This is a genomic window from Trichocoleus sp. FACHB-262, assembly GCF_014696035.1.
Classification (GTDB): Bacteria; Cyanobacteriota; Cyanobacteriia; order FACHB-46; family FACHB-46; genus Trichocoleus.
In genome coordinates this window covers 12436-31581 of sequence record NZ_JACJPK010000034.1, presented here as the reverse complement: position 1 = coordinate 31581, position 19146 = coordinate 12436, and the positions used below count along the sequence as shown (strand labels likewise).

At 50.0% G+C, this 19146-nt stretch carries 20 protein-coding genes; 12 read left to right on the top strand and 8 right to left on the bottom strand.

Going from position 1 to position 19146, the window contains the following annotated elements:
- Positions 1-253 precede the first annotated feature (253 nt).
- Entirely contained in the window at positions 254-508 is a 255-nt protein-coding gene (locus H6F68_RS06590) for a hypothetical protein (RefSeq protein WP_190557514.1), read from the top strand.
- 120 nt (positions 509-628) lie between these two features.
- On the opposite strand, the gene H6F68_RS06585 is transcribed toward H6F68_RS06590, so the two are convergent.
- Entirely contained in the window at positions 629-1807 is a 1179-nt protein-coding gene (locus H6F68_RS06585; protein WP_190557512.1) for a phosphoserine transaminase, read from the bottom strand.
- 156 nt (positions 1808-1963) lie between these two features.
- Here H6F68_RS06585 and H6F68_RS06580 point away from each other — a divergent pair, with 156 nt between their 5' ends.
- The 4 genes from H6F68_RS06580 (at position 1964) to H6F68_RS06565 (ending at position 5900) form a co-directional block, all read left to right on the top strand.
- Complete coding sequence (locus H6F68_RS06580; protein WP_190557510.1) at positions 1964-2794, top strand: dienelactone hydrolase family protein; 831 nt, start codon at positions 1964-1966, stop codon at positions 2792-2794.
- A 30-nt stretch (positions 2795-2824) separates the two neighbouring features.
- Positions 2825-3520 (top strand): glutathione S-transferase N-terminal domain-containing protein, encoded by a 696-nt coding sequence (locus H6F68_RS06575; protein ID WP_190557508.1) that lies wholly within the window; start codon positions 2825-2827, stop codon positions 3518-3520.
- Positions 3521-3682: 162 nt separating this feature from the next.
- Positions 3683-4312 carry a DUF4142 domain-containing protein gene (locus tag H6F68_RS06570; RefSeq protein ID WP_190557506.1) on the top strand — a complete coding sequence of 210 codons (630 nt, stop codon included), beginning with the start codon at positions 3683-3685 and terminating at the stop codon, positions 4310-4312.
- Between the two features lie 196 nt (positions 4313-4508).
- A complete protein-coding gene (locus H6F68_RS06565) occupies positions 4509-5900 on the top strand; it encodes an erythromycin esterase family protein (protein WP_199299946.1) in 1392 nt (463 codons plus the stop codon).
- Between the two features lie 2 nt (positions 5901-5902).
- On the opposite strand, the gene H6F68_RS06560 is transcribed toward H6F68_RS06565, so the two are convergent.
- A complete protein-coding gene (locus tag H6F68_RS06560; RefSeq protein ID WP_190441677.1) occupies positions 5903-6307 on the bottom strand; it encodes a DUF1499 domain-containing protein in 405 nt (134 codons plus the stop codon).
- Between the two features lie 122 nt (positions 6308-6429).
- Between H6F68_RS06560 and H6F68_RS06555 the strand changes: the two genes are divergently transcribed.
- On the top strand, positions 6430-6714 hold the full coding sequence (locus H6F68_RS06555) for a DUF2470 domain-containing protein (protein WP_190557504.1): 285 nt from the start codon (positions 6430-6432) through the stop codon (positions 6712-6714).
- A gap of 77 nt (positions 6715-6791) precedes the next feature.
- A complete protein-coding gene (locus H6F68_RS06550; protein WP_190557502.1) occupies positions 6792-7361 on the top strand; it encodes a hypothetical protein in 570 nt (189 codons plus the stop codon).
- 5 nt (positions 7362-7366) lie between these two features.
- On the opposite strand, the gene crtW is transcribed toward H6F68_RS06550, so the two are convergent.
- Positions 7367-8149 carry a beta-carotene ketolase CrtW gene (gene crtW / locus H6F68_RS06545; RefSeq protein ID WP_190441680.1) on the bottom strand — a complete coding sequence of 261 codons (783 nt, stop codon included), beginning with the start codon at positions 8147-8149 and terminating at the stop codon, positions 7367-7369.
- A gap of 83 nt (positions 8150-8232) precedes the next feature.
- Between crtW and H6F68_RS29290 the strand changes: the two genes are divergently transcribed.
- Complete coding sequence (locus tag H6F68_RS29290) at positions 8233-8358, top strand: hypothetical protein (protein WP_277876024.1); 126 nt, start codon at positions 8233-8235, stop codon at positions 8356-8358.
- 132 nt (positions 8359-8490) lie between these two features.
- Here the strand turns inward: H6F68_RS29290 and H6F68_RS06540 are convergent, their stop codons facing one another.
- The gene (locus tag H6F68_RS06540; protein ID WP_190441681.1) at positions 8491-8706 is read right to left on the bottom strand and encodes a chlorophyll a/b-binding protein; all 216 of its coding nucleotides are present in this window, start codon (positions 8704-8706) and stop codon (positions 8491-8493) included.
- A 152-nt stretch (positions 8707-8858) separates the two neighbouring features.
- Between H6F68_RS06540 and H6F68_RS06535 the strand changes: the two genes are divergently transcribed.
- Positions 8859-11738: an MGH1-like glycoside hydrolase domain-containing protein gene (locus tag H6F68_RS06535; protein ID WP_399313074.1), complete on the top strand. Its 2880-nt coding sequence runs from the start codon at positions 8859-8861 to the stop codon at positions 11736-11738.
- A gap of 10 nt (positions 11739-11748) precedes the next feature.
- Here H6F68_RS06535 and H6F68_RS06530 read toward each other — a convergent pair whose 3' ends face one another.
- Positions 11749-12186: a rhodanese-like domain-containing protein gene (locus H6F68_RS06530; protein ID WP_199299945.1), complete on the bottom strand. Its 438-nt coding sequence runs from the start codon at positions 12184-12186 to the stop codon at positions 11749-11751.
- A gap of 54 nt (positions 12187-12240) precedes the next feature.
- Positions 12241-13407 (bottom strand): tRNA preQ1(34) S-adenosylmethionine ribosyltransferase-isomerase QueA, encoded by a 1167-nt coding sequence (queA, locus tag H6F68_RS06525; RefSeq protein ID WP_190557498.1) that lies wholly within the window; start codon positions 13405-13407, stop codon positions 12241-12243.
- Positions 13408-13557: 150 nt separating this feature from the next.
- Between queA and H6F68_RS06520 the strand changes: the two genes are divergently transcribed.
- On the top strand, positions 13558-13947 hold the full coding sequence (locus H6F68_RS06520) for a hypothetical protein (protein ID WP_190441687.1): 390 nt from the start codon (positions 13558-13560) through the stop codon (positions 13945-13947).
- Positions 13948-14018: 71 nt separating this feature from the next.
- Here H6F68_RS06520 and H6F68_RS06515 read toward each other — a convergent pair whose 3' ends face one another.
- Complete coding sequence (locus H6F68_RS06515; RefSeq protein WP_190557496.1) at positions 14019-14633, bottom strand: YraN family protein; 615 nt, start codon at positions 14631-14633, stop codon at positions 14019-14021.
- Positions 14634-14897: 264 nt separating this feature from the next.
- On the opposite strand from H6F68_RS06515, the gene H6F68_RS06510 reads away from it, so the two are divergent.
- Positions 14898-15407 (top strand): pentapeptide repeat-containing protein, encoded by a 510-nt coding sequence (locus H6F68_RS06510; protein WP_313930047.1) that lies wholly within the window; start codon positions 14898-14900, stop codon positions 15405-15407.
- Here the strand turns inward: H6F68_RS06510 and dnaG are convergent.
- A complete protein-coding gene (dnaG, locus tag H6F68_RS06505) occupies positions 15404-17419 on the bottom strand; it encodes a DNA primase (protein WP_190557494.1) in 2016 nt (671 codons plus the stop codon). The two genes, H6F68_RS06510 and dnaG, sit on opposite strands and share 4 nt — an antisense overlap.
- Positions 17420-17743: 324 nt before the next feature.
- Between dnaG and H6F68_RS06500 the strand changes: the two genes are divergently transcribed.
- Positions 17744-19141 carry an N-acetylmuramoyl-L-alanine amidase gene (locus tag H6F68_RS06500; protein ID WP_190557492.1) on the top strand — a complete coding sequence of 466 codons (1398 nt, stop codon included), beginning with the start codon at positions 17744-17746 and terminating at the stop codon, positions 19139-19141.
- Positions 19142-19146 lie beyond the last annotated feature (5 nt).

The following is a 19146-nucleotide window of genomic DNA, read 5'->3' as shown; positions in this document are numbered from 1 at the left end:
AATTTCTATAGAAGTAACCGCTGCCTTTGATCTACCTTTGGATAGACGACTAAGGCTAATGGCCAAAAATCTCAGTGTTTACATTGAATTATTAATTAAATAATCGCTTGGCGCTACACATTTAGTTAGTCAACTGTATTTAGACAGAGAATTCAATCAATTAAATTTATCAACTCAAGAACTATATACATTTGCTTCTATCGTCTTTAGAAACTAGCTTATAAATATAAACAATTCAGTATGACAAGTTGCTATGGATACACATCCTGTCGCTAATGAGATTGATTGGAATCCGATTTTGCTACGCTTGCAAATGAAGGAATCACGACCTACACCAGCTTACCCAGGAGATTTGAAAGCGGCATTACTGAATCACGCAGGTCTCTTTAATCACCCCAAGGGTGAAGCAGCATACCAAATGGCGGTAGAAATTGCTCGGCTTACGACCTGCTGCGATCCAGAAGTCGTTTATTGGTTCTCACGCATTGTATCGTTGATGGATGCTTAGGCAGTTAGCCTAACTGATGACCCCATCTGTGTCTCATCAAGTTTAGAGATACAGATAGGGCAACGCTTACGATGATTGATGCCTCGTCTCAGGCTTGCTGATTAACGATAGGCGAGTTAATCAGGCCACAGCAGCGAATTCAGCTTTGACAGCGACGTAGGCCCAGTCAAGCCAGGGTAGGAGAGCTTCGATGTCGGAAGTTTCTACCGTGGCTCCGCCCCAGATCCGTAGTCCTGGAGGTGCAGCCCGATAGGGAGCAACATCATAAGCAACACCTTGCTTTTCTAAAGTTTTCGCCCATTTCTTGGCAAAAGTCGCTTGGTCTTCCGCACTGAGATTTGTAAACCAAGGATCAGCTACTTTTAGACAGATCGAGGTGCAAGAGCGAGTTTCTGGTTTTTCAGCCAAGAAGTCTACCCAATCGCGTTGCTCTACCCAACGAGCGATCGCGCCGAGGTTGGCTTCACTGCGCTGAATCAAACCAGATAAGCCACCCACACTCTCGACCCAATTCAAACTGTCGATCGCGTCCTCTACACACAGCATCGAAGGTGTGTTGATGGTGTCACCTTTGAAGATGCCCTCAATCAATTTACCTTTTTGGCTGAGCCGGAAAATTTTCGGGATTGGCCAGGCGGGTTGATAACTCTCTAGGCGCTCGACGGCACGAGGAGAAAGAACAATTACGCCATGTTGAGCTTCGCCACCCAAGACTTTCTGCCAGGAGTAAGTCAGGACATCGATTTTGTCCCAGGGGATGTCCATTGCGAATACTGCGGAGGTAGCATCGCAAATGGTTAAACCTTGGCGATCGCTGGGAATCCAGTCACCGTTGGGCACTCTCACGCCTGAGGTGGTACCGTTCCAGAGGAACACCACATCGTGGCTAAAATCCACTTGGCCCAAGTTGGGTAGACTGCCGTAGGGAGCTTTGATTAGGTTGACATTTGGTAATTTCAGCTCATCTAAAACATCTTTTACCCATTCCTGACCAAAACTTTCCCACGCTAAAATATCGACGGGGCGCGGTCCTAGCAGTGACCATAGGGCCATTTCGACCGCGCCTGTGTCGGAAGCAGGCACAATGCCCAACCGATAATCTGCAGGAACACCCAAGATTTTTTTAGAGCGATCGATGACTTCTGCGAGTTTAGCTTTGCCGTCAGCAGAGCGATGGGAGCGACCCACACAAGCATTTTGCAAATTGGTCACACTCCAGCCAGGGCGCTTGGCGCAAGGCCCGGAGGAGAAATTGGGAGAGTTGGGTTTGGTGGTTGGAGGAGTAGGATGTTCTGACATGGGTGCTGAATGCAGCATTCATTAGGGTAGGTAGTCATTATATATATTTCTTTTGCACCTCCAACATCCGGCGTTGCACTGGCTTAGCGAAATCACAAAAACTTCTGACCTTCTACACTAGAAATCAGTGTTCAGTGGGGGGATGTAGGCTCGGTCATGAAAGAAATTACGCGGCGTCAGTTTATTACGACTGCTGCCTTGGCAACTGGCTTTGCCTTAGCAGTAGAACCTATTTCGGCCAAAGTTATTCGGACAGACGGCAAGGGATTGATTGCGGGTGCCGTAAAAATTCCGGTCAAAGACGGCAACGTTCCTGCTTACAGAGCGATGCCTGCCAAAGGCCAAAATTTTCCTGTTATTTTGGTGATCCAAGAAATCTTTGGGGTGCATGAGCATATCCAAGATGTCTGCCGTCGCTTTGCTCAATTGGGATATGTAGCGATCGCTCCGGAATTATTTGTGCGGCAAGGCAATGTGCTGAAGCTAAGCAGTGTGGACGAGATCCGTAAGGTAGTGGCAAAAGTGCCAGATGCTCAAGTGCTGTCTGATCTCGATGCCACGGTGAATTGGGCAGTGAAGTCGGCTAAGGGCAATGGTAAGCGTTTGGGGATTACAGGCTTTTGCTGGGGCGGTCGCATGACTTGGCTGTATACTGCACATAATCCGCAAGTGAAAGCAGGCGTGGCTTGGTATGGCCGCTTGGTAGGCGATCGCAGCCCTCTTACGCCCAGACATGCGGTGGATATTGCGCCCCAACTGAAGACCCCAGTTTTAGGACTTTATGGTGGAGAGGATACAGGAATTTCTCTAGAGACAGTGGAGGAGATGCGCAATCGCCTGAAATTGGGTCGCAGCAAATCCCAAATTATTGTCTATCCTGATGCGCCTCATGCCTTTTTTGCCGATTACCGTCCCTCTTATCGCGAAAGAGACGCGAAGGATGGTTGGAAACGGCTTCAGGCTTGGTTTAAGCAATATGGTGTGTAATTTTCCCAAGCAATATTAGGAGACAGCATCATGATTGAGCTTTATTACTGGACGACTCCAAACGGACACAAAATCACTTTGTTTCTAGAGGAAACAAATCTGCCCTATGAGTTGGTGCCGATTAACATTGGTGCAGGCGATCAGTTCAAGCCCGAATTTCTCCAGATTGCTCCCAATAATCGGATTCCCGCGATCGTCGATCGTGAACCTGTGGGAGGTGGTGATCCGATTTCTGTATTTGAGTCTGGGGCGATTCTACTGTATTTAGCAGAAAAAACTAGCCAGTTCATTCCTGCCGATCTCCGAGGTCGTGTTGAAACGTTGCAATGGCTGTTTTGGCAAATGGGCGGGCTAGGACCAATGGCAGGTCAGAACCACCACTTTAACCAATATGCGCCAGAGAAAATTCCTTATGCGATTAATCGCTATGTAAATGAAACTGCTCGTTTGTACGCGGTGTTAAACAAGCAGTTGAGCGATCGCGAATTTGTCGCAGGAGAATATTCGATCGCGGATATGGCAATTTATCCCTGGATCGTGCCCTACGAAATGCAAGGCCAAAAGCTAGAAGACTTTCCGCAGGTGCAACGCTGGTTTGAAGCGATTAAAGCGCGCCCAGCCACGATCCGAGCCTATGAGAAAGCAGAAGCTTTCAAAGACCAAGCACTCAATATTGAGCGATCGCGGGATCTATTGTTTAATCAGTCTGCCAACACAGTGCAATAGATTTTCTAGCCTGTGATCCCATAATCTTTATCTCCGCTCTTTAGACAGAGGGTTGCTTAGATAGCAGTCGTTACTCTGCTTATGGGGCGGTCGTTTTTTATGACTTTAGATTCAAACGGTCGAGCTGGTTCAATTTACTCTTCACATCTAGGTTTAAGCGCCATGAAAAGACTCAACTACTTTAATAAAGCTACTACTCTTGTGGGAGCAGCAGCCCTCACATCACTGATCAGTTTTCCAGTGCTGGCGCAGATGACTCCTCGGCCTAGCACCCCAGCTAATCGGCCTGCTCAAAGCACAACAAATCAACAACGGGGCGTTGCGACTGCACCTACTGCCTTAGACCGCGAATTTGTCCTGATGGCAGCTCGCGGGAATAATGCCGAGATTCAAACCTCTGAGCTAGCCTTGCAAAAGTCATCTAATCAGATGGTGAGAACCTACGCTCAGCAGATGATCCGGGAGCATACCCAGGCAAACCAACGCCTGTCTCAAGTGGCAGCCCAACATCGGATCACGCTACCCACTGATCCTGGTCCTCTCAATGCAGCGATCGCTCAGCAATTGGCCCAGCTCTCGGGCACAAACTTCGATCGCGCCTATATGGGTACCCAAGAAAATCTGCACATGCAAGCGATCGCTTTGTACCGGACAGAAATTCAGCAAGGAAAAGCGGCTGATGTGAAACAGTATGCCTCGGCCCTGCTGCCCAACATCAACAATCACTATCAAATGGCCAGTCGTGCCATGACTGCAAATAGACCAGGAAATACTGGCCGACCGCTCCAGTAATCGACCCACCTCCTTTTAACTGAGAGAAGCTGAGGGATGCCTTGGCTTCTCTTTTTTGTATTGCCTGATCTCGCTGTGTCATAGAGGCTTCCAACCAACTTTGCAATCCCGCAGACCCTTTCATTCCCTAGATAGAACGCAATGTTTCTAGAGCAAGCCCTTTAGCCAGAGGTCAGCAATCTTTTCGCTACTTAGGATGAATGCAATCGTTAGCAGTTCGTCTGCGGGTAGGGCTTCAGCCATGCTAGAAAAATCGATCGCCGAACTAGCTGATGTAGTACGCCAATGCGCCCATCCTCTTTCAGGTTCTGCTTCAGATTACGACCCGTTGATGGATCTAGTTGGGAATGCTCGGTTTGTCTTGATTGGAGAGGCGACACATGGCACTCATGAGTTCTATGAGCAGCGGGCTGAAATTACCAAGCGGTTGATTCAAGAAAAAGGCTTTGCAGCAGTTGCAGTAGAAGCTGACTGGCCTGATGCTTACCGAGTTAACCGCTTTGTCCAAGGCATGAGTGAGGATGCCACCAGTAACGAAGCACTGGGTAACTTTCATCGCTTCCCGACTTGGATGTGGCGAAATACAGACGTGCTGAATTTCGTTAACTGGCTGCATCAATATAATGCAGCTTTGCCGCCAGAGAGGACTAAAGTTGGTTTCTATGGTCTTGATCTTTACAGCCTTTACAGTTCCATTGAAGCAGTGCTGAAGTATCTCGACCAAATTGATCCAGAAGCAGGACAACGAGCGCGTTCTCGCTATGCTTGTTTCGAGCATTTCGAGGAGGATTCTCAGAGTTACGGATATGCGACCAGCTCTGGCATGGCGGAATCCTGTGAAGGTGGAGCGGTAGATCAACTTCTAGAGTTGCAAAGACAGGCGAGTGAGTATACGCGAAGAGATGGCCCCTTAGCAGAGGATGAATTCTTCTATGCGGAGCAGAATGCTCGACTGATCAAGAATGCTGAGGAGTACTACCGCTCCATGTTCCGAGGGAGAGTGTCTTCTTGGAATTTGCGCGATCGCCATATGGCAGAAACGCTTGATCACTTATCAGCCCATCTAGAAAAACAGCAGCAACCCGCCAAGATCGTGGTTTGGGCACATAACTCTCATTTAGGCGATGCTAGAGCTACCGATATGGGAGAAGCGGGTGAGTGGAATGTGGGGCAACTGGTACGAGAGCGTTACGGTGAAGATGCCGTGTTGGTTGGCTTCAGCACCTATACTGGCACCGTCACAGCAGCGACCGATTGGGATGGCCCTGCTGAACTCAAGCAAGTCAGACCTGCACTGCCCAATAGCTACGAAGCGCTTTTCCATGAAACTGGATTACCCCGCTTTTGGTTGAATCTCCGCCAAGATAATCTGGCGATCGCTCAGCTACGAAAACCCCGCTTAGAGAGGGCAATCGGCGTGATTTACCGTCCTCACTCCGAGCGGCTAAGCCACTATTTCCACACCCAGTTACCCAGCCAGTTTGATGCCATCATTCATATTGATGACACCCGTGCGGTTGAACCGCTAGACCGCGATGAGCCTGTCGAGGATAATGAAGTGCCCGACACTTATCCCTCAGCGCTCTAGTTCTAACCTTGACTTTGCAGAGCTTGCAACTTGGCTCGAACTGTTTCGATGCGTTTGCGGTTGACGCCTAAATCCGATTTGCCCAAGCGAGAGGCCGATCGCACGTGAATCACTTGCTGAACTTCATCCAGGTAAAATTCCACGTCATCTACATACCCCATCAGAGCGCTTTTGAATTCTGCGTACAAGTAGTTAGGCCTTTCCGTAACGATGGTTGTACGCTCCAGATTTTGGATCACCGTTTTGAGGTCAGCGATCGCTTGGGTTGCTGTGGAGGTGTAAGTCAAAGGGGCAATCTGACAAGTTGGGCTTGTACTTTGGCTATTGACACAGTTGGGGGTATTTGGGCAGGGTGCTAAGCTACCATTTTGAACGCCAAGATTAGTGGGCCGTTTGCCAGCAAACACAGTTCTTCCTCCAATGCATTAACCAAGACCTTTGTGAGCTTACCATCCCTAGCCCTTGCCTCTGCTAAACTTCCCAACAGGTACCCATGATTTGCTCATAATTTGATGGAGGAGATTTGGTTATGGCTGATCCATTAACCCCTAGTATTAGCGATCGCATTTGCAAACATATGAACGAAGACCATGCCGAAGCGATCGTGCTTTATGCCAAAGCCTATGCTGGAGCGACTAGTACCACTGCGGCGGAGATGGTTTCGATTGATGCCCAAGGGATGAACTTGATGGCTCAGGTTGAGGGAGCGGCAACCCCGCTTCGGGTTGAGTTTGACCACGAACTGCAAGACTCGGAAGATGCTCACCAAACTTTGATTGCCATGGTGAGACAAGCTCGGACCCAGCCCCAGTAGCACGTTCGACAACTGCCGCAGTCCTAGGCTGCAACACATTAAGATTGAAGAGAAGACTTTAGTACAGATGTACGTTTATGGTTCAGTATACGCTAGCGCAAAGCCCTGAAATTATTCTGACTGTCTCTGGCAAAGATTCTGCCAAAGCCCGTGAAAAGGCAATGGATCAGCTGATGGAGCTGATGGATTCAGGCAAGTTACCGACCGATTTGGCAGAAGGATTTGGCCCTCAACAATTTATTGAAGTGAAAGAACCAAGCTCAACGGTCTCTGCGGACGAAGATGCTGTCACCCAGGCAGTACAAATTCTCAGCAACTTGGCGACGCTCAAGCTGAAGGTGCAAGAATTGCGTTCTGAAGCAGTCAAAGTGCGAGAGCAGGTCGATATTCTGTTCACAGATGAGTCGGTGAGCGAGGAGGCGATCGCCAACCTTAAAGAAGGCTTCAAAACCTTGAAAACCTTTGCTCAAACCAACCTCCGTTACCGAGAAGCTAGAGCCCAGGCAGAAGAGGCGCGGACTGTACTGGACCAAGCGCTCCAATCACCGGACTCTAAAGCTTCATCGGACCCTAAATCAGATAAACCGAATGACGCCAAAGCGAGCGATAAAGCTACTGACACCAAGGCCGAGAAATCTGGCAAATAGTTTGCTCAGATCGTTCCCTGCGCTTTAGCCGCTCCGGGTAACTGCCACCAAGCTAGCTGCGGGTACTCATGGTGCTCTTCGTGATAGCCAAAGTGATAGCAGGTAATGAAAGACCAGAAAACTGGAAGGGGGTTACTTTGAGCCCGATGGTGATTTTTGTATCCTCCTTCTGGTTCTCGGTGCGGGAGGTAGGTGCCAAAGAAAAACAGTTGTACCGAGCTGGAGATCGAAGGAATGACCCAAAACAGCGTCATGTTTTCTGCTGGCAAAGCCAGCGTCAAGCGAATGGTGTGAAAGAGCGCAACTAAGGCCAATATTCTGACCCAGCTCCAGTGGGATTTCATGAACTGAAAATACCAAGCAAAAAAATTCTGGTGCTTGCCATTATGGGAGTCTGGGTCTCGTTCGCTCACTGGATGCTGATGGTGTTGCCAATGTTTTTGCTTTAGCTTCTCGAAGGAAAACAGGGCATAGCAAGACAGAGCGATCGCTCCCATCCCATCATTAATCTTGGAGTTTTTGGGATAGACTGCTCCATGCATCGCATCATGCGCGACGATGAATAGCCCTGTGTAGAGAAACATTTGCCAAACCATCAGCGGCAGTTTCCACAACAAGGGCCACGCGGAGATATCTAAGCTCAACAAGCAAGCTAAACTCGTCGCCCAAAGGCTCAACATGCCTATTGCAGTGATCAGGCTACGGTTTGCTTCTTTCGCGGGGTCAGCGATCGTTACCTCTTCTTTTAATGGGGCAGCGGGTGGGGATACTTGCTCAGAGGAAATCAAATCTTCAGCTCCAGATAACGATTGACTTAAGTAGGCAGATACAAAGCTAAGCAGCCACCGCTCAGCGTGGGTAAACAATTTCTATGAAGAATATTTACTTTAATCCCGTCTGCCTCCTAAACCAAGGCTTTCTGGCAGAACTAATGCAAAAAGTGGAGTTGGATGTGTCGATTTTCCAACTTAACCCTTCCAAGACTCTAGATGAATAGAACATTGGGCCATAGCAAAACCTTGTGGTCAGACTGGCAACTTAAGCTGAGTTAAGGCCACCAGTCTAACGACAAGGTTGGATGCTTATGACTTATTCAATGATTAACAGTCAGTTACTAACGAGCCAGTGACTAACGAGCGATGTATTGGGGTAGGAAGTGCAGCACGTCACGCAATACACTGTAACCGTTCAAATCCCACAACAGATATGCCAAGAAACCAATCATGGCTAGACGACCGTTCCATAGCTCGGCTTGGGGATTCCAACCAAACAAAAAGGCGTTCCGATCTTTGCCGTTATAAGCGTTAGCAACAGTGGGTAGATCAGCAGAAGGACGAGATTCCATATTTACATTCCTCAACGAACTTGTTAACAAACTTGTTATGTCCCTATAGTATCGAGTTGCCTCTAAGCCGCAGTCTGCCTAGGGTGCGAAACTATAGGCCCTCCTTCTGACCGATGTAAAGAAACTTTAAGCTAAAACGGCTCTAACTAAAGATGAGTACAGGCAAGTACAAGCCCAAACTCTACAATTCGACAGAGGCTGAGTCGGCAAGGACAGGTGCGTTAAAATGGCTCAACTTTAAAGATTGGGGTTTAAGAGTCGAGGGCCGATTGAGCCAAGATTTACTTTGCTGCACGCGATCGCTTGAGAGAGCCATGACAGAAAACACCACCGTAGAAGCTCAACGGCTAGAAGCAACCCGTCATAGGCAAGCGCATTGGCGCAGATGGGGGCCGTATCTCAGCGATCGCCAGTGGGGAACTGTTCGGGAAGACTACAGTGCTAGTGGGGCAGCTTGGGACTATTTCACCCATGACCAAGCGCGATCGCGGGCTTACCGTTGGGGAGAAGATGGCATCGCAGGCATTTCGGACAATCATCAACGGCTTTGTTTTGCGATCGCCCTCTGGAATGGCAATGACGCAATTCTCAAAGAACGACTGTTTGGCTTGACTGGGAAAGAAGGCAATCACGGTGAGGACGTTAAAGAATACTATTTCTACCTCGACAACACGCCGACGCACTCCTACATGAAATGCCTTTATAAATATCCACACCAGGCATTTCCTTACGAGCAATTGGTGGCCGAGAATGCTTGTCGGGGTCGCGATCAATTAGAGTTTGAGCTATTGGAGACAGGCATTTTTGACGAAGAACGCTATTTTGATGTCTTGGTTGAATATGCTAAAGCGGCTCCAGAAGACATTCTGATGCGCATCACCATTACGAATCGCGGGCCAGAAGCTCAAACCTTACATTTATTGCCGACGCTGTGGTTTCGTAACACTTGGTCTTGGAGTAAGGGGTCTGGGAGTGAGAAGCAAGCTTGTCCCTCTCTTCCCAACTCCGACAAGCCCTTACTGTCTAAAGCGAAATCTAAGGACAAGGACAATTACAGCGTCATTGCCGCCTCCCATTCCAGCTTGGGTGACTACTGGTTGTATTGCGACCCGCCTACAGCCCTGCTGTTTACCGAAAATGAAACCAATACAGAGCGTGTCTTTGGAACGCCTAACGTTTCGGCTTATCTCAAGGATGGCATCAACAACTATGTAGTTCAGGGTGAGCAAACTGCTGTCAATCCTGAATTGGTTGGCACCAAAGCCGCAGCACACTATATCTTGCAGGTACAGGCAGGCAAGACGCAAACTATTCAACTCAGATTAAATCAAGTGGCTCCAGCGCTTGTCACCGCTTCTCCCTTGGGAGCTGAGTTTGAGCGGGTTTTTAGCGATCGCCAGCAGGAAGCCGATGAATTTTACCAACGGGTTTGCTGTTTCACGCGATCGCCCGATTTGCAAAACATCCAGCGTCAAGCTTTTGCGGGCCTATTGTGGAGCAAACAATTCTACTACTACGTGGTGGATGAATGGCTGAAAAACGCGCCTGCTGAGCCATCCGTATCCCCGGAGCGGCTGAAAGGGAGAAATTCTGAGTGGATTCATTTATTTAATGATGACATTCTCTCGATGCCCGACAAGTGGGAATATCCCTGGTTTGCAGCTTGGGATCTGGCCTTTCATGTGATTCCCATTGCCATGATTGATCCAGAACTGGCTAAATACCAGCTGGATCGCCTGACGCGAGAATGGTACATGCATCCCAATGGCCAACTGCCTGCTTATGAATGGGCGTTTGGGGATGTGAATCCTCCTGTCCATGCTTGGGCAGCGTGGCGAATCTACAAGATTGAACAGAAACTATACGGTCGGGCCGATAGTGTTTTTTTAGAGCGAGTATTCCAAAAGCTATTGCTCAACTTTACTTGGTGGGTGAACCGCAAAGATGCAGCGGGCAATAATGTTTTTCAAGGTGGCTTTCTAGGTCTGGATAATATCGGTGTGTTCGATCGCAGTTCCGAACTACCTACCGGAGGTCGCATTGACCAATCGGATGGCACCAGTTGGATGGGCATGTATAGCTTGCATATGCTAGCGATCGCCTTAGAGCTATCAAAATCCAATCCCATCTACGAAGATATTGCCAGTAAGTTCTTTGAGCACTTCCTCTACATTGCGGAGGCTATGAACCGCATGGGCCGACAAGAAGCCTCCCTCTGGGATGAAGCAGACGGCTTCTATTATGATGTGCTTCATTTCCCAGACGGTCATCAAGTGCGCTTGAAAGTTCGCTCCATTGTTGGCCTGATTCCTCTGTTTGCAGTGGAGACGATCGAAGCGGAACTCCTAGAGCAGTTTCCTGGTTTCTGGAAGCGGACAGAGTGGTTTATTCGCAATCGCCCTGATCTGACCCAGAACATTGCTTGTATGAAACGGCAGGGGGTCGGCGATCGCAGGCTTTTGGCGATCGTTTATCGCGATAAACTGCGGCGGATTCTAGAGAAAATGCTAGACGAAAAGGAATTCCTCAGTCCCTATGGCATTCGAGCTCTGTCCCGTTATCACGCCGAGCATCCTTACATTTTTGAAGCACAGGGTCAGGAACACCGCGTTGATTATGAGCCAGCGGAATCCACCAGTGCCTTGTTTGGGGGCAATTCTAACTGGCGTGGTCCGATTTGGTTTCCCATCAACTTCTTGCTAATCGAATCGCTGCAAAAGTTTCATCATTACTTAGGTGATGACTTTAAAGTGGAATGCCCGACAGGTTCTGGGCAATGGATGAACTTGTGGGAAGTCGCTAGCGAAATCTCCCAACGACTCATAAAGATTTTTACCCAAGATGCCGCCGGTCGTCGCCCCGTCTATGGAGACACAGAAAAATTTCAAACCCACCCGCATTGGCAAGATTTGATTTTGTTCTACGAATACTTCCACGGCGACAATGGTGCTGGAATCGGTGCGAGTCACCAAACTGGCTGGACTGCTTTGATTGCTAAATTAATCCAGCAGGTGGAGGAGCACGAAGATTAGGGCATAGCCTTCAATCTAGAGGTAATTCTTCCTGCAACTCCGCCCGATACTCAGGCTTGAGCAACAAGCTCCACTGGGCGTTGTAAGGATGCACTTTGGTCGTAGGCTGCTCGGCTTGCCAGAGCGGTCGTGCTTCGTTGGCCCATTGAAAAATGCTGCCTTCCAGGTCATAAACCTGCGTGAAGCCTGCTTGCGCCAACTGAGCTGCAACCCTAGCACTGCGATAGCCAATCGAGCAGTAGACAACTAGGGGCGTATCCTGATCAATCTGGCCTAGAGCGGCCAAGTCAGGCGCAATCAGATCGATTTGTTGAGCAGTTGCCAAATGGCTGACAGCATACTCAGTTTTAGTTCGAGCATCTAATAGGAGCGGTTGCGATCGGACAGGATTGCTGAGCCATTGAGCGAGTTCTGCGGTCGTAATCCACCGAACCTGCGGAAATTGCATTGCAATCAAGTGCCTGATTAGCTTGAAGATCAGCGATCGCCCCATGCCCATGATTTAGATTCTGGCCTCTGGCAACACCAGCATGGCATCCCCAAACGAATAGAAACGGTACTGTTCCGCGATCGCCTCTTGGTACAACGCCATCAAGCGCGGACGACTTACCAACGCACTCACCAGCATCAGCAAACTGGAGCAAGGCAAATGGAAATTGGTAATTAATCCCTCCACCACGCGCCATTGATAACCAGGGTAGATAAATAAATTCACCTTGCCTTGGTAGGGCTGCAATTCACCAAACTGGTTGCCATTTTGCTCAGCTTGCTGCGCCACTCCTTCCAGGGTGCGGACGACCGTCGTACCCACAGCAATCACGCGCCCGCCTTGGGCTTTGGTCTGCTGAATTTTGGCGACTGTCTCGGCTGGAACTTCTACCCACTCACTATGCATGGCATGTTGGGTAATATCCTCCGCTTCGACGGGCCGAAACGTGCCGACTCCTACATGCAAGGTAACAAAGGCTTGGTCAATCCCTTGAGCTTGTAGTCGTGCTAACAGTTCAGGGGTAAAGTGCAAGCCTGCGGTTGGGGCTGCGACAGCTCCAGGTTGCGCGGCATAAACCGTTTGGTAGCGTTCTGGCTCTGCTTCCGATTGGGTAATGTAGGGTGGCAAAGGTACTTGGCCGAGTTCTTGTAGCCGTGTTTGCAATGACTCCCCATCGGGCACCTCGAACTGCAAAATCCTCCCTCCCGTGGGCGCATCCGTCGCTAAGACCGTGGCCTTTAAGCTCGGTGGCTCAGTTGGGTCTGGACCAAACTCAATTGCCGCTCCGGGTTTCAGCCGCCGACCGGGTTTGACTAGAGCCAGCCAGCAATTAGGTTGGGGTTGGGGTTCTAGGAGCAAAACTTCGATCGCGGCACCCCCTGGCTTACGACCGTACAACCTGGCGGGAATCACACGGGTATTGTTGAGCACTAGTAAATCTCCCGATTGGAGGAGATCTGGTAAGTCCCGAAAGATGCGGTGGCTATGCTGAGTTGGGGAGTCGAGGACGAGCAACCGTGCCTGATCCCTTGGCTCTATGGGGTTTTGGGCAATCCTTTCTTCTGGTAACTCGTAGTCATAGGCGCTCAGTAATTGGTCGGAGGTAGGCTCGGATGCGATCGCCGGAGTGACAGGCTGATCTGAGGAACTAAAATCGTGAGGTTTGGCCGTGAAGTTCATACCAGCGTAAGGCTGCGACAAGCAATGAAGTGCAAAACTTATAACAACATTGGGTGGAACCCCCCATAGGAGGTCGGGGGCTTCTCCCCTATTGGCTTCAGCAAATCCCCGTAAGAATAGAAATGTAGCATTCGCTGGGTCCGAAGAAACATGGAATATCTCTACTACCTTGGCAATGCCAGCCTCACCCTAAGAGTCGTCGAACACCTACATGGCACCACGCTAATGCCTGTTCGATTCATGACTGTAATTCATCAGATTGATGGCTGGGTCGTCAAGGTCAAGATGAATCGCTACTTGAGCCCCCAAGAAGATGGAGATTTCCGAGCTTTCTTGAATGAGCTAGGTATTCCCTACGAGCCAGAAATTCGTATTCAAATGGCTTTGTGGAGCTTGGAAACGGGTCAGTCTGCCATTGATGTGATGCGGCGCTATCAAGTAGCGGTGGTTTCTCACGGTAGCCCCGATCGCGGTGAAATTGAAGAATTCCGCAAGCAGTTTGTTCTAGGACTGGGCTATTGTCCGGAGACGCTAGCTTAGGGTGCAACACCTGGCAAATTCTGGCTGGTTGTCATTTCCAGCACTTGTTCGAGCAGCCTGACAACGGCAAATTAAGTGAAAGCTGCTTGGATATAATCTTTTAAGCTTAGTTGACAGCCTCCGATCGCAATAGGTTGCCCTTGGGCGATCGCTGCTTGACTCTGGTTAACCATATGATTCATTGCTAATATCGCAGCCTGAACTTGATCGACACCAAGTTTTTCAGGTTGCGATCGCGCTTTTGATGCAGTTTGATACGCCACCAGCGCCACATCAAAGCGGCAAGGTAATTCTGAGAGTTCAGGATGACTGGACAAAAATAATTCTGCTGTCTGCCAAAGTTTGGCTTGCTTTTGGGCCGTGATCGCTAGCAAACCGTCCGCATCCCAATTGTTGCCGCTACGAGTTTTAACTTCCACAAATACAAGCGTGGCTGAGGGCGATCGCATCTGGTTAGTTGCTATAGGCCTAGGTGCTATCGGTCTCGGTGCTGTGGATTGTTGGGCCGCAGGTTGTTGGGCAATCAGGTCAATTTCGCCCCAACGACAATGCCAGCGTTGATGCAGCAGTCCCCAACCTTGAGCTTGCAACCATTCTGAAATAAAGGCTTCTCCTAGCAACCCGATTTCGCTCTTAGATTGAGACGAGCGGCGCGATCGCGAGGGTTCAGGCTTGCCAGAATTCATGCATTTTACTCAGATTTCCTCGCAGGACGAAGTAGTCAGACTTTAACCTTCGTTACGAGTCTAGTGCTTTTTCACCAAGGAGACCGACAGCTTCGGGTAGGATCAGGGATGGGACCGCTCAGGTCAGTCTAGGCTGCGCTTAGCGCTAGCCTATAGATTGATGTGGCTCCCAGACTCACTGATTCGTCACAGTCACTTAGTAAAGTACGCGAGATGGACAGAAGGTACGGTTTCCCATTGATTCAGCAGCCAATTCAGAAACCAGTGAAAACAGCCTGGTATCAACGCCTAGCCACTGCTTGTTTCAGCTTATGCTGGATGACTCTGGCGGGGTTGCTGGTTTGGGGGGCGATCGCGGCTCCTGCTTTGGCTGAGGACTATAACAAAGCTTTCTTGGTGGGGGCCGACTTTTCGGGCCGTGTTTTAGTAGACTCCAGCTTTACTAAGGCCAATATGCGCGGCATCAATCTCAGTCAGAGTGATTTGCGCGGAGTGAGCTTTTTTGGGGCTAATCTGGAAGCTGCCAATTTGGCAGGGGCAAACCTCAGCAACGCCACGCTAGATACGGCTCGCCTGTCAGATGCAAATTTAACCAATGCGATTCTAGAAGGAGCCTTTGCCTTCAACGCCAAGTTTGAAGGAGCCGTGATTGACGGCGCAGACTTCACCGACGTAGAGTTTCGACAAGATGCCCAAACTTTGCTCTGCAAGGTGGCGAAGGGCACTAACCCTGTGACTGGCCGCAACACCCGCGACACGCTCTATTGCAACTAACCCAACTGCGGCACTTCTAGTAGATCGGCTGGGGTGACGCAGCGTTGGCGATCGAGTTCTTGCAGGTAGCGTCTTTCGTCGTAGAACAGCTTCTGAAACCGCAAGGCTTCGACATCGAAGGCCGCATCTAGGCTTTGTTCTAAAGAATCTAGGATTTGTACTTGGTTAGGGTCAGCTAAGATCGCTTGCGTGGCTTCTTCCCACATCTTCAGCAAGTGACGGCAACGCTTCTCGCACATAATCCGCTCTAGGCTAGCAGTGGCGGTGCGAATCGCTAGACTCGGACGGAGAATATCTAACTTTCCTGTTTCATCGAGTTGCAGAATGTGCAGAACTCGCTTAATTTCCTCTGGCGACTCAGTGCAGCGGTCCTGCAGGGCCGTGAGTAAGTCAACTTCTGTGGGCTCTTCCCAACTGGCGTAAGACTGAGACAATTCGGCCTGAGGCTCTCGATTTTCTGGTTCTTCAATGTCTAGGATCTGCCGCCACAAAAAGCGGTGATGAGACAAGCTAAACTCCAGCTCACGCTCTTTGAGGGCGTTGTGCACTTCTAGACGATGGGCAGGGCAATGAACGTAGATGCGGAGTAGTTGGGCTTCTGCTGCTTCTCGCAAGCTGTAATCGGTGGGTTTTTCCCATTTTTGCGATCGCCCGTGCCAACGTTGCCCCCGAACTTGGGTGCGGAGGTTTTCTTCCAGTTGCAGCGCAAACCTGGCATCGCCTTGACTCAAAAACCCCGCACACTGATGAATATAGTGTGTTCGTAAAGGGGTATTGGGTAAATTGCCCAGGAGCTTGACGATCGCCTGAATCGACTGCTGAAACTGGTCAGCTTGCTTCAGGTCTTGGCCTTGGAGTGCTTGCTGAATCTGCCAATCTAACCAGAGGGGAGCTCTTTCCAGCAGGCTGAGGTAATGCTCTGAAGAATGTGTGTGCAAGAACTCATCCGGGTCTTTGCCTTCGGGAATGTTGAGGACTCGCAACTGCACCTGGCCTTGATAAGCCAAGTCAGCCACTTCCCCGATCGCCCGCTCAGCCGCTTTCACCCCCGCCGCATCTGCGTCAAAGTTAAACACAACTTGCTTTGACTCGCTGTAGCGCAGCAGTTGTTTGACTTGGGCCACGCTCAAGGCAGTACCCAAAGACGCGACGGCGTTGGTAATCCCGGCGGCATGCAGGGCAATTACATCAAAATAACCTTCTACGACCACCGCTTGGTCTTGCTTGGCGATCGCGGCGCGGGCTTTGTCTAGCCCAAATAGGGTTTTGCCTTTGTCAAACAGGTCGGTGTCGGGGGAGTTGAGGTATTTGGGTTGCTCATCGCTCAGGGTGCGGCCCCCAAACCCAATCACGCGACCTTGAATGTCCAAAATTGGGATCATCAGGCGATCGCGGAAACGGTCGTAGTAACCACCCCCAGATTTGCGCGGCAAAATTAACCCAGCTTGGTCTACCAACTCCACCGGGTAGTGTTTCTGCTCTACCAAATAGCCGTACAGCGTTTCCCAACCCGCCGGAGCGTAACCGAGTTGAAACTGCTGAATCGTTTCTTGGCTCAGGTGCCGAGAGTTTTGTAGGTAATCTAAAGCGACCTTTCCTTGGGGTTGTCGCAGTGCGTGCTCGTAAAACTTGGCCGTCAGCGACAAAATCTCATACAACTGCTCCCGCACCGAAAGCTGCCGTTGCAACTCTTGGCGCTGTTCTGGAGCCAAAGTTTTGATATTAACTTGGTAGCGGCGAGCCAGATCCAGCACGACATCGCTGAAGGAGTTTTTGCCCAACTCCATCAGAAACTTGATCGTGTTGCCGCCTGCTCCACAACTAAAGCAATAGTAGAACTGCTTGCTGGGACTGACGCTGAAGCTCGGAGACTTGTCATCGTGGAACGGGCAGAGTCCGACAAAGTCTTTGCCCTGTTTCCGCAGCACGACATGCTCAGAAACTATATCGACAATGTCAGCTTTTTGCTTGACTTGCTCAATAGTGTCAGGATGCAGCCGAGGAATGTCCATTGACGCTGTGCCGAAAAGTAGAACTCACTTACTATTGTCACCGCTCTCTCAGTTTCAGCCAAGCCGTTGTGCTTTGAGAAAAGCCGTGCTGTGACTTCATTTGCCTAAACCCGTTGGTACAAACGGCTGAAGTTCGAGTATTATCACGTTGATCTTGCCTGGAAGCTGTATTCTGGCTTTGGGTTGGGCATAATCAATTCGTTAAGGGTAATTTCATTTATTCAGAGTCATGGGTAGAGGGCCGTTCTAGAGGTCAAGCTACAGCAGTTTTATTAAACAGACACTAAATATCAATAATTTTTAGCTCTAGAGGAAACAGCGCAGATGGGACGAATCTTTATTTCGGCAGGTCATGGTGGAAACGAGAACGGCAGAATCGATCCAGGCGCGATCGCTGGCGGCACCACAGAAGCCAGAGAATTGATTCTGCTACGGGATTTGATTGTCGCTGAACTGCGATCGCGGGCGTTTGAAGTTTTGGCCGTACCCGATGACCTCAGCCTAGCGGGGACCATCGCCTGGATCAACAGTCGCGGGCGTGTGGGTGACGTAGCCCTAGAAATTCACGCTGATGCTTTTTCTGACCCCTCTGTGAGGGGAGCCAGTGTTTTCTATATTGCCAATAATGACGAGCGCAAAGCTCACTCGGAGCTGTTGTTGCTGGCGCTGCTGCGTCGGGTGCCCCAACTGCCAAGCCGAGGAGCTAGACCCGACACTGCTACCGGAGTGGGTAGCCTAGCTTTTTGTCGCCAAATCATTCCTGCTTCTCTGTTAATGGAAGTAGGCTTCTTGACCAATCCAGACGATCGCTTTTTAATTCAAAATCGTCGCCGCGATATTGCCTTGGGCCTGGCTGACGGTTTAGCAGCTTGGAGCCGAGCAGTAAGTGGGACAACTCCCACGCCAACTCCCACACCTACCCCTACTCCTACGCCAACGCCCACACCTTTACCCACGGGCACCTATACTCCCGCCAACATCAATATTAATGGCTCTATTTATGGTGAGCAGGGCATTGTGGTCAATGGTAATGCTTACATTCCAATTGACTTGGCCGATCGCCTGCGGGTGGATTTGACCAAAGCCCCTAATATCCGCCGCATCAACTACCGCAACATTGTCTATATCCGAGCGGTCGATCTGCGGGAGGTTAATATTTCTGTGGGTTGGGATAGCGTCAGCCGGACAGTGATTTTGCGATCGATCCTTTCAATTTGTCCTGGTCAACTCGATCGCATCATTAGCAACGGCAACACTTCGGAAGTCCAGCTAATGATGTTCCTCAAATCTAACAACGAGAATGCTTTAGCTCAGTTTCCCGACTTACCGAAGCTGTACCGAGAAGAAGCCAGCGTGGAAGGCGTAAATTACGATATTGCTTTCTGCCAAATGTGTGTGGAGACTGGCTTTTTACGCTTTGGTAGTGAAATCAAACCTTCGCAGAACAACTTTGCTGGCTTGGGAACAGTCGGTGGTGCTGAGGTAGGTGCGTCTTTCCCCAGTGCCCGCATTGGAGTTCGGGCGCATGTGCAGCACCTCAAAGCCTATGCCAGCACCGAGCCTTTAGTTCAGGATGTGGTTGACCCGCGCTTCCGCTTTGTCACTCGCGGTATTGCCCCTTTGGTGGATCAACTGAGTGGTCGCTGGACTGCTGACTTACAATACGGCACTAAAATTACCGCGACCCTGAGAAGGCTCTACGAAACCGCTGGCTTACTGTAAGGCTC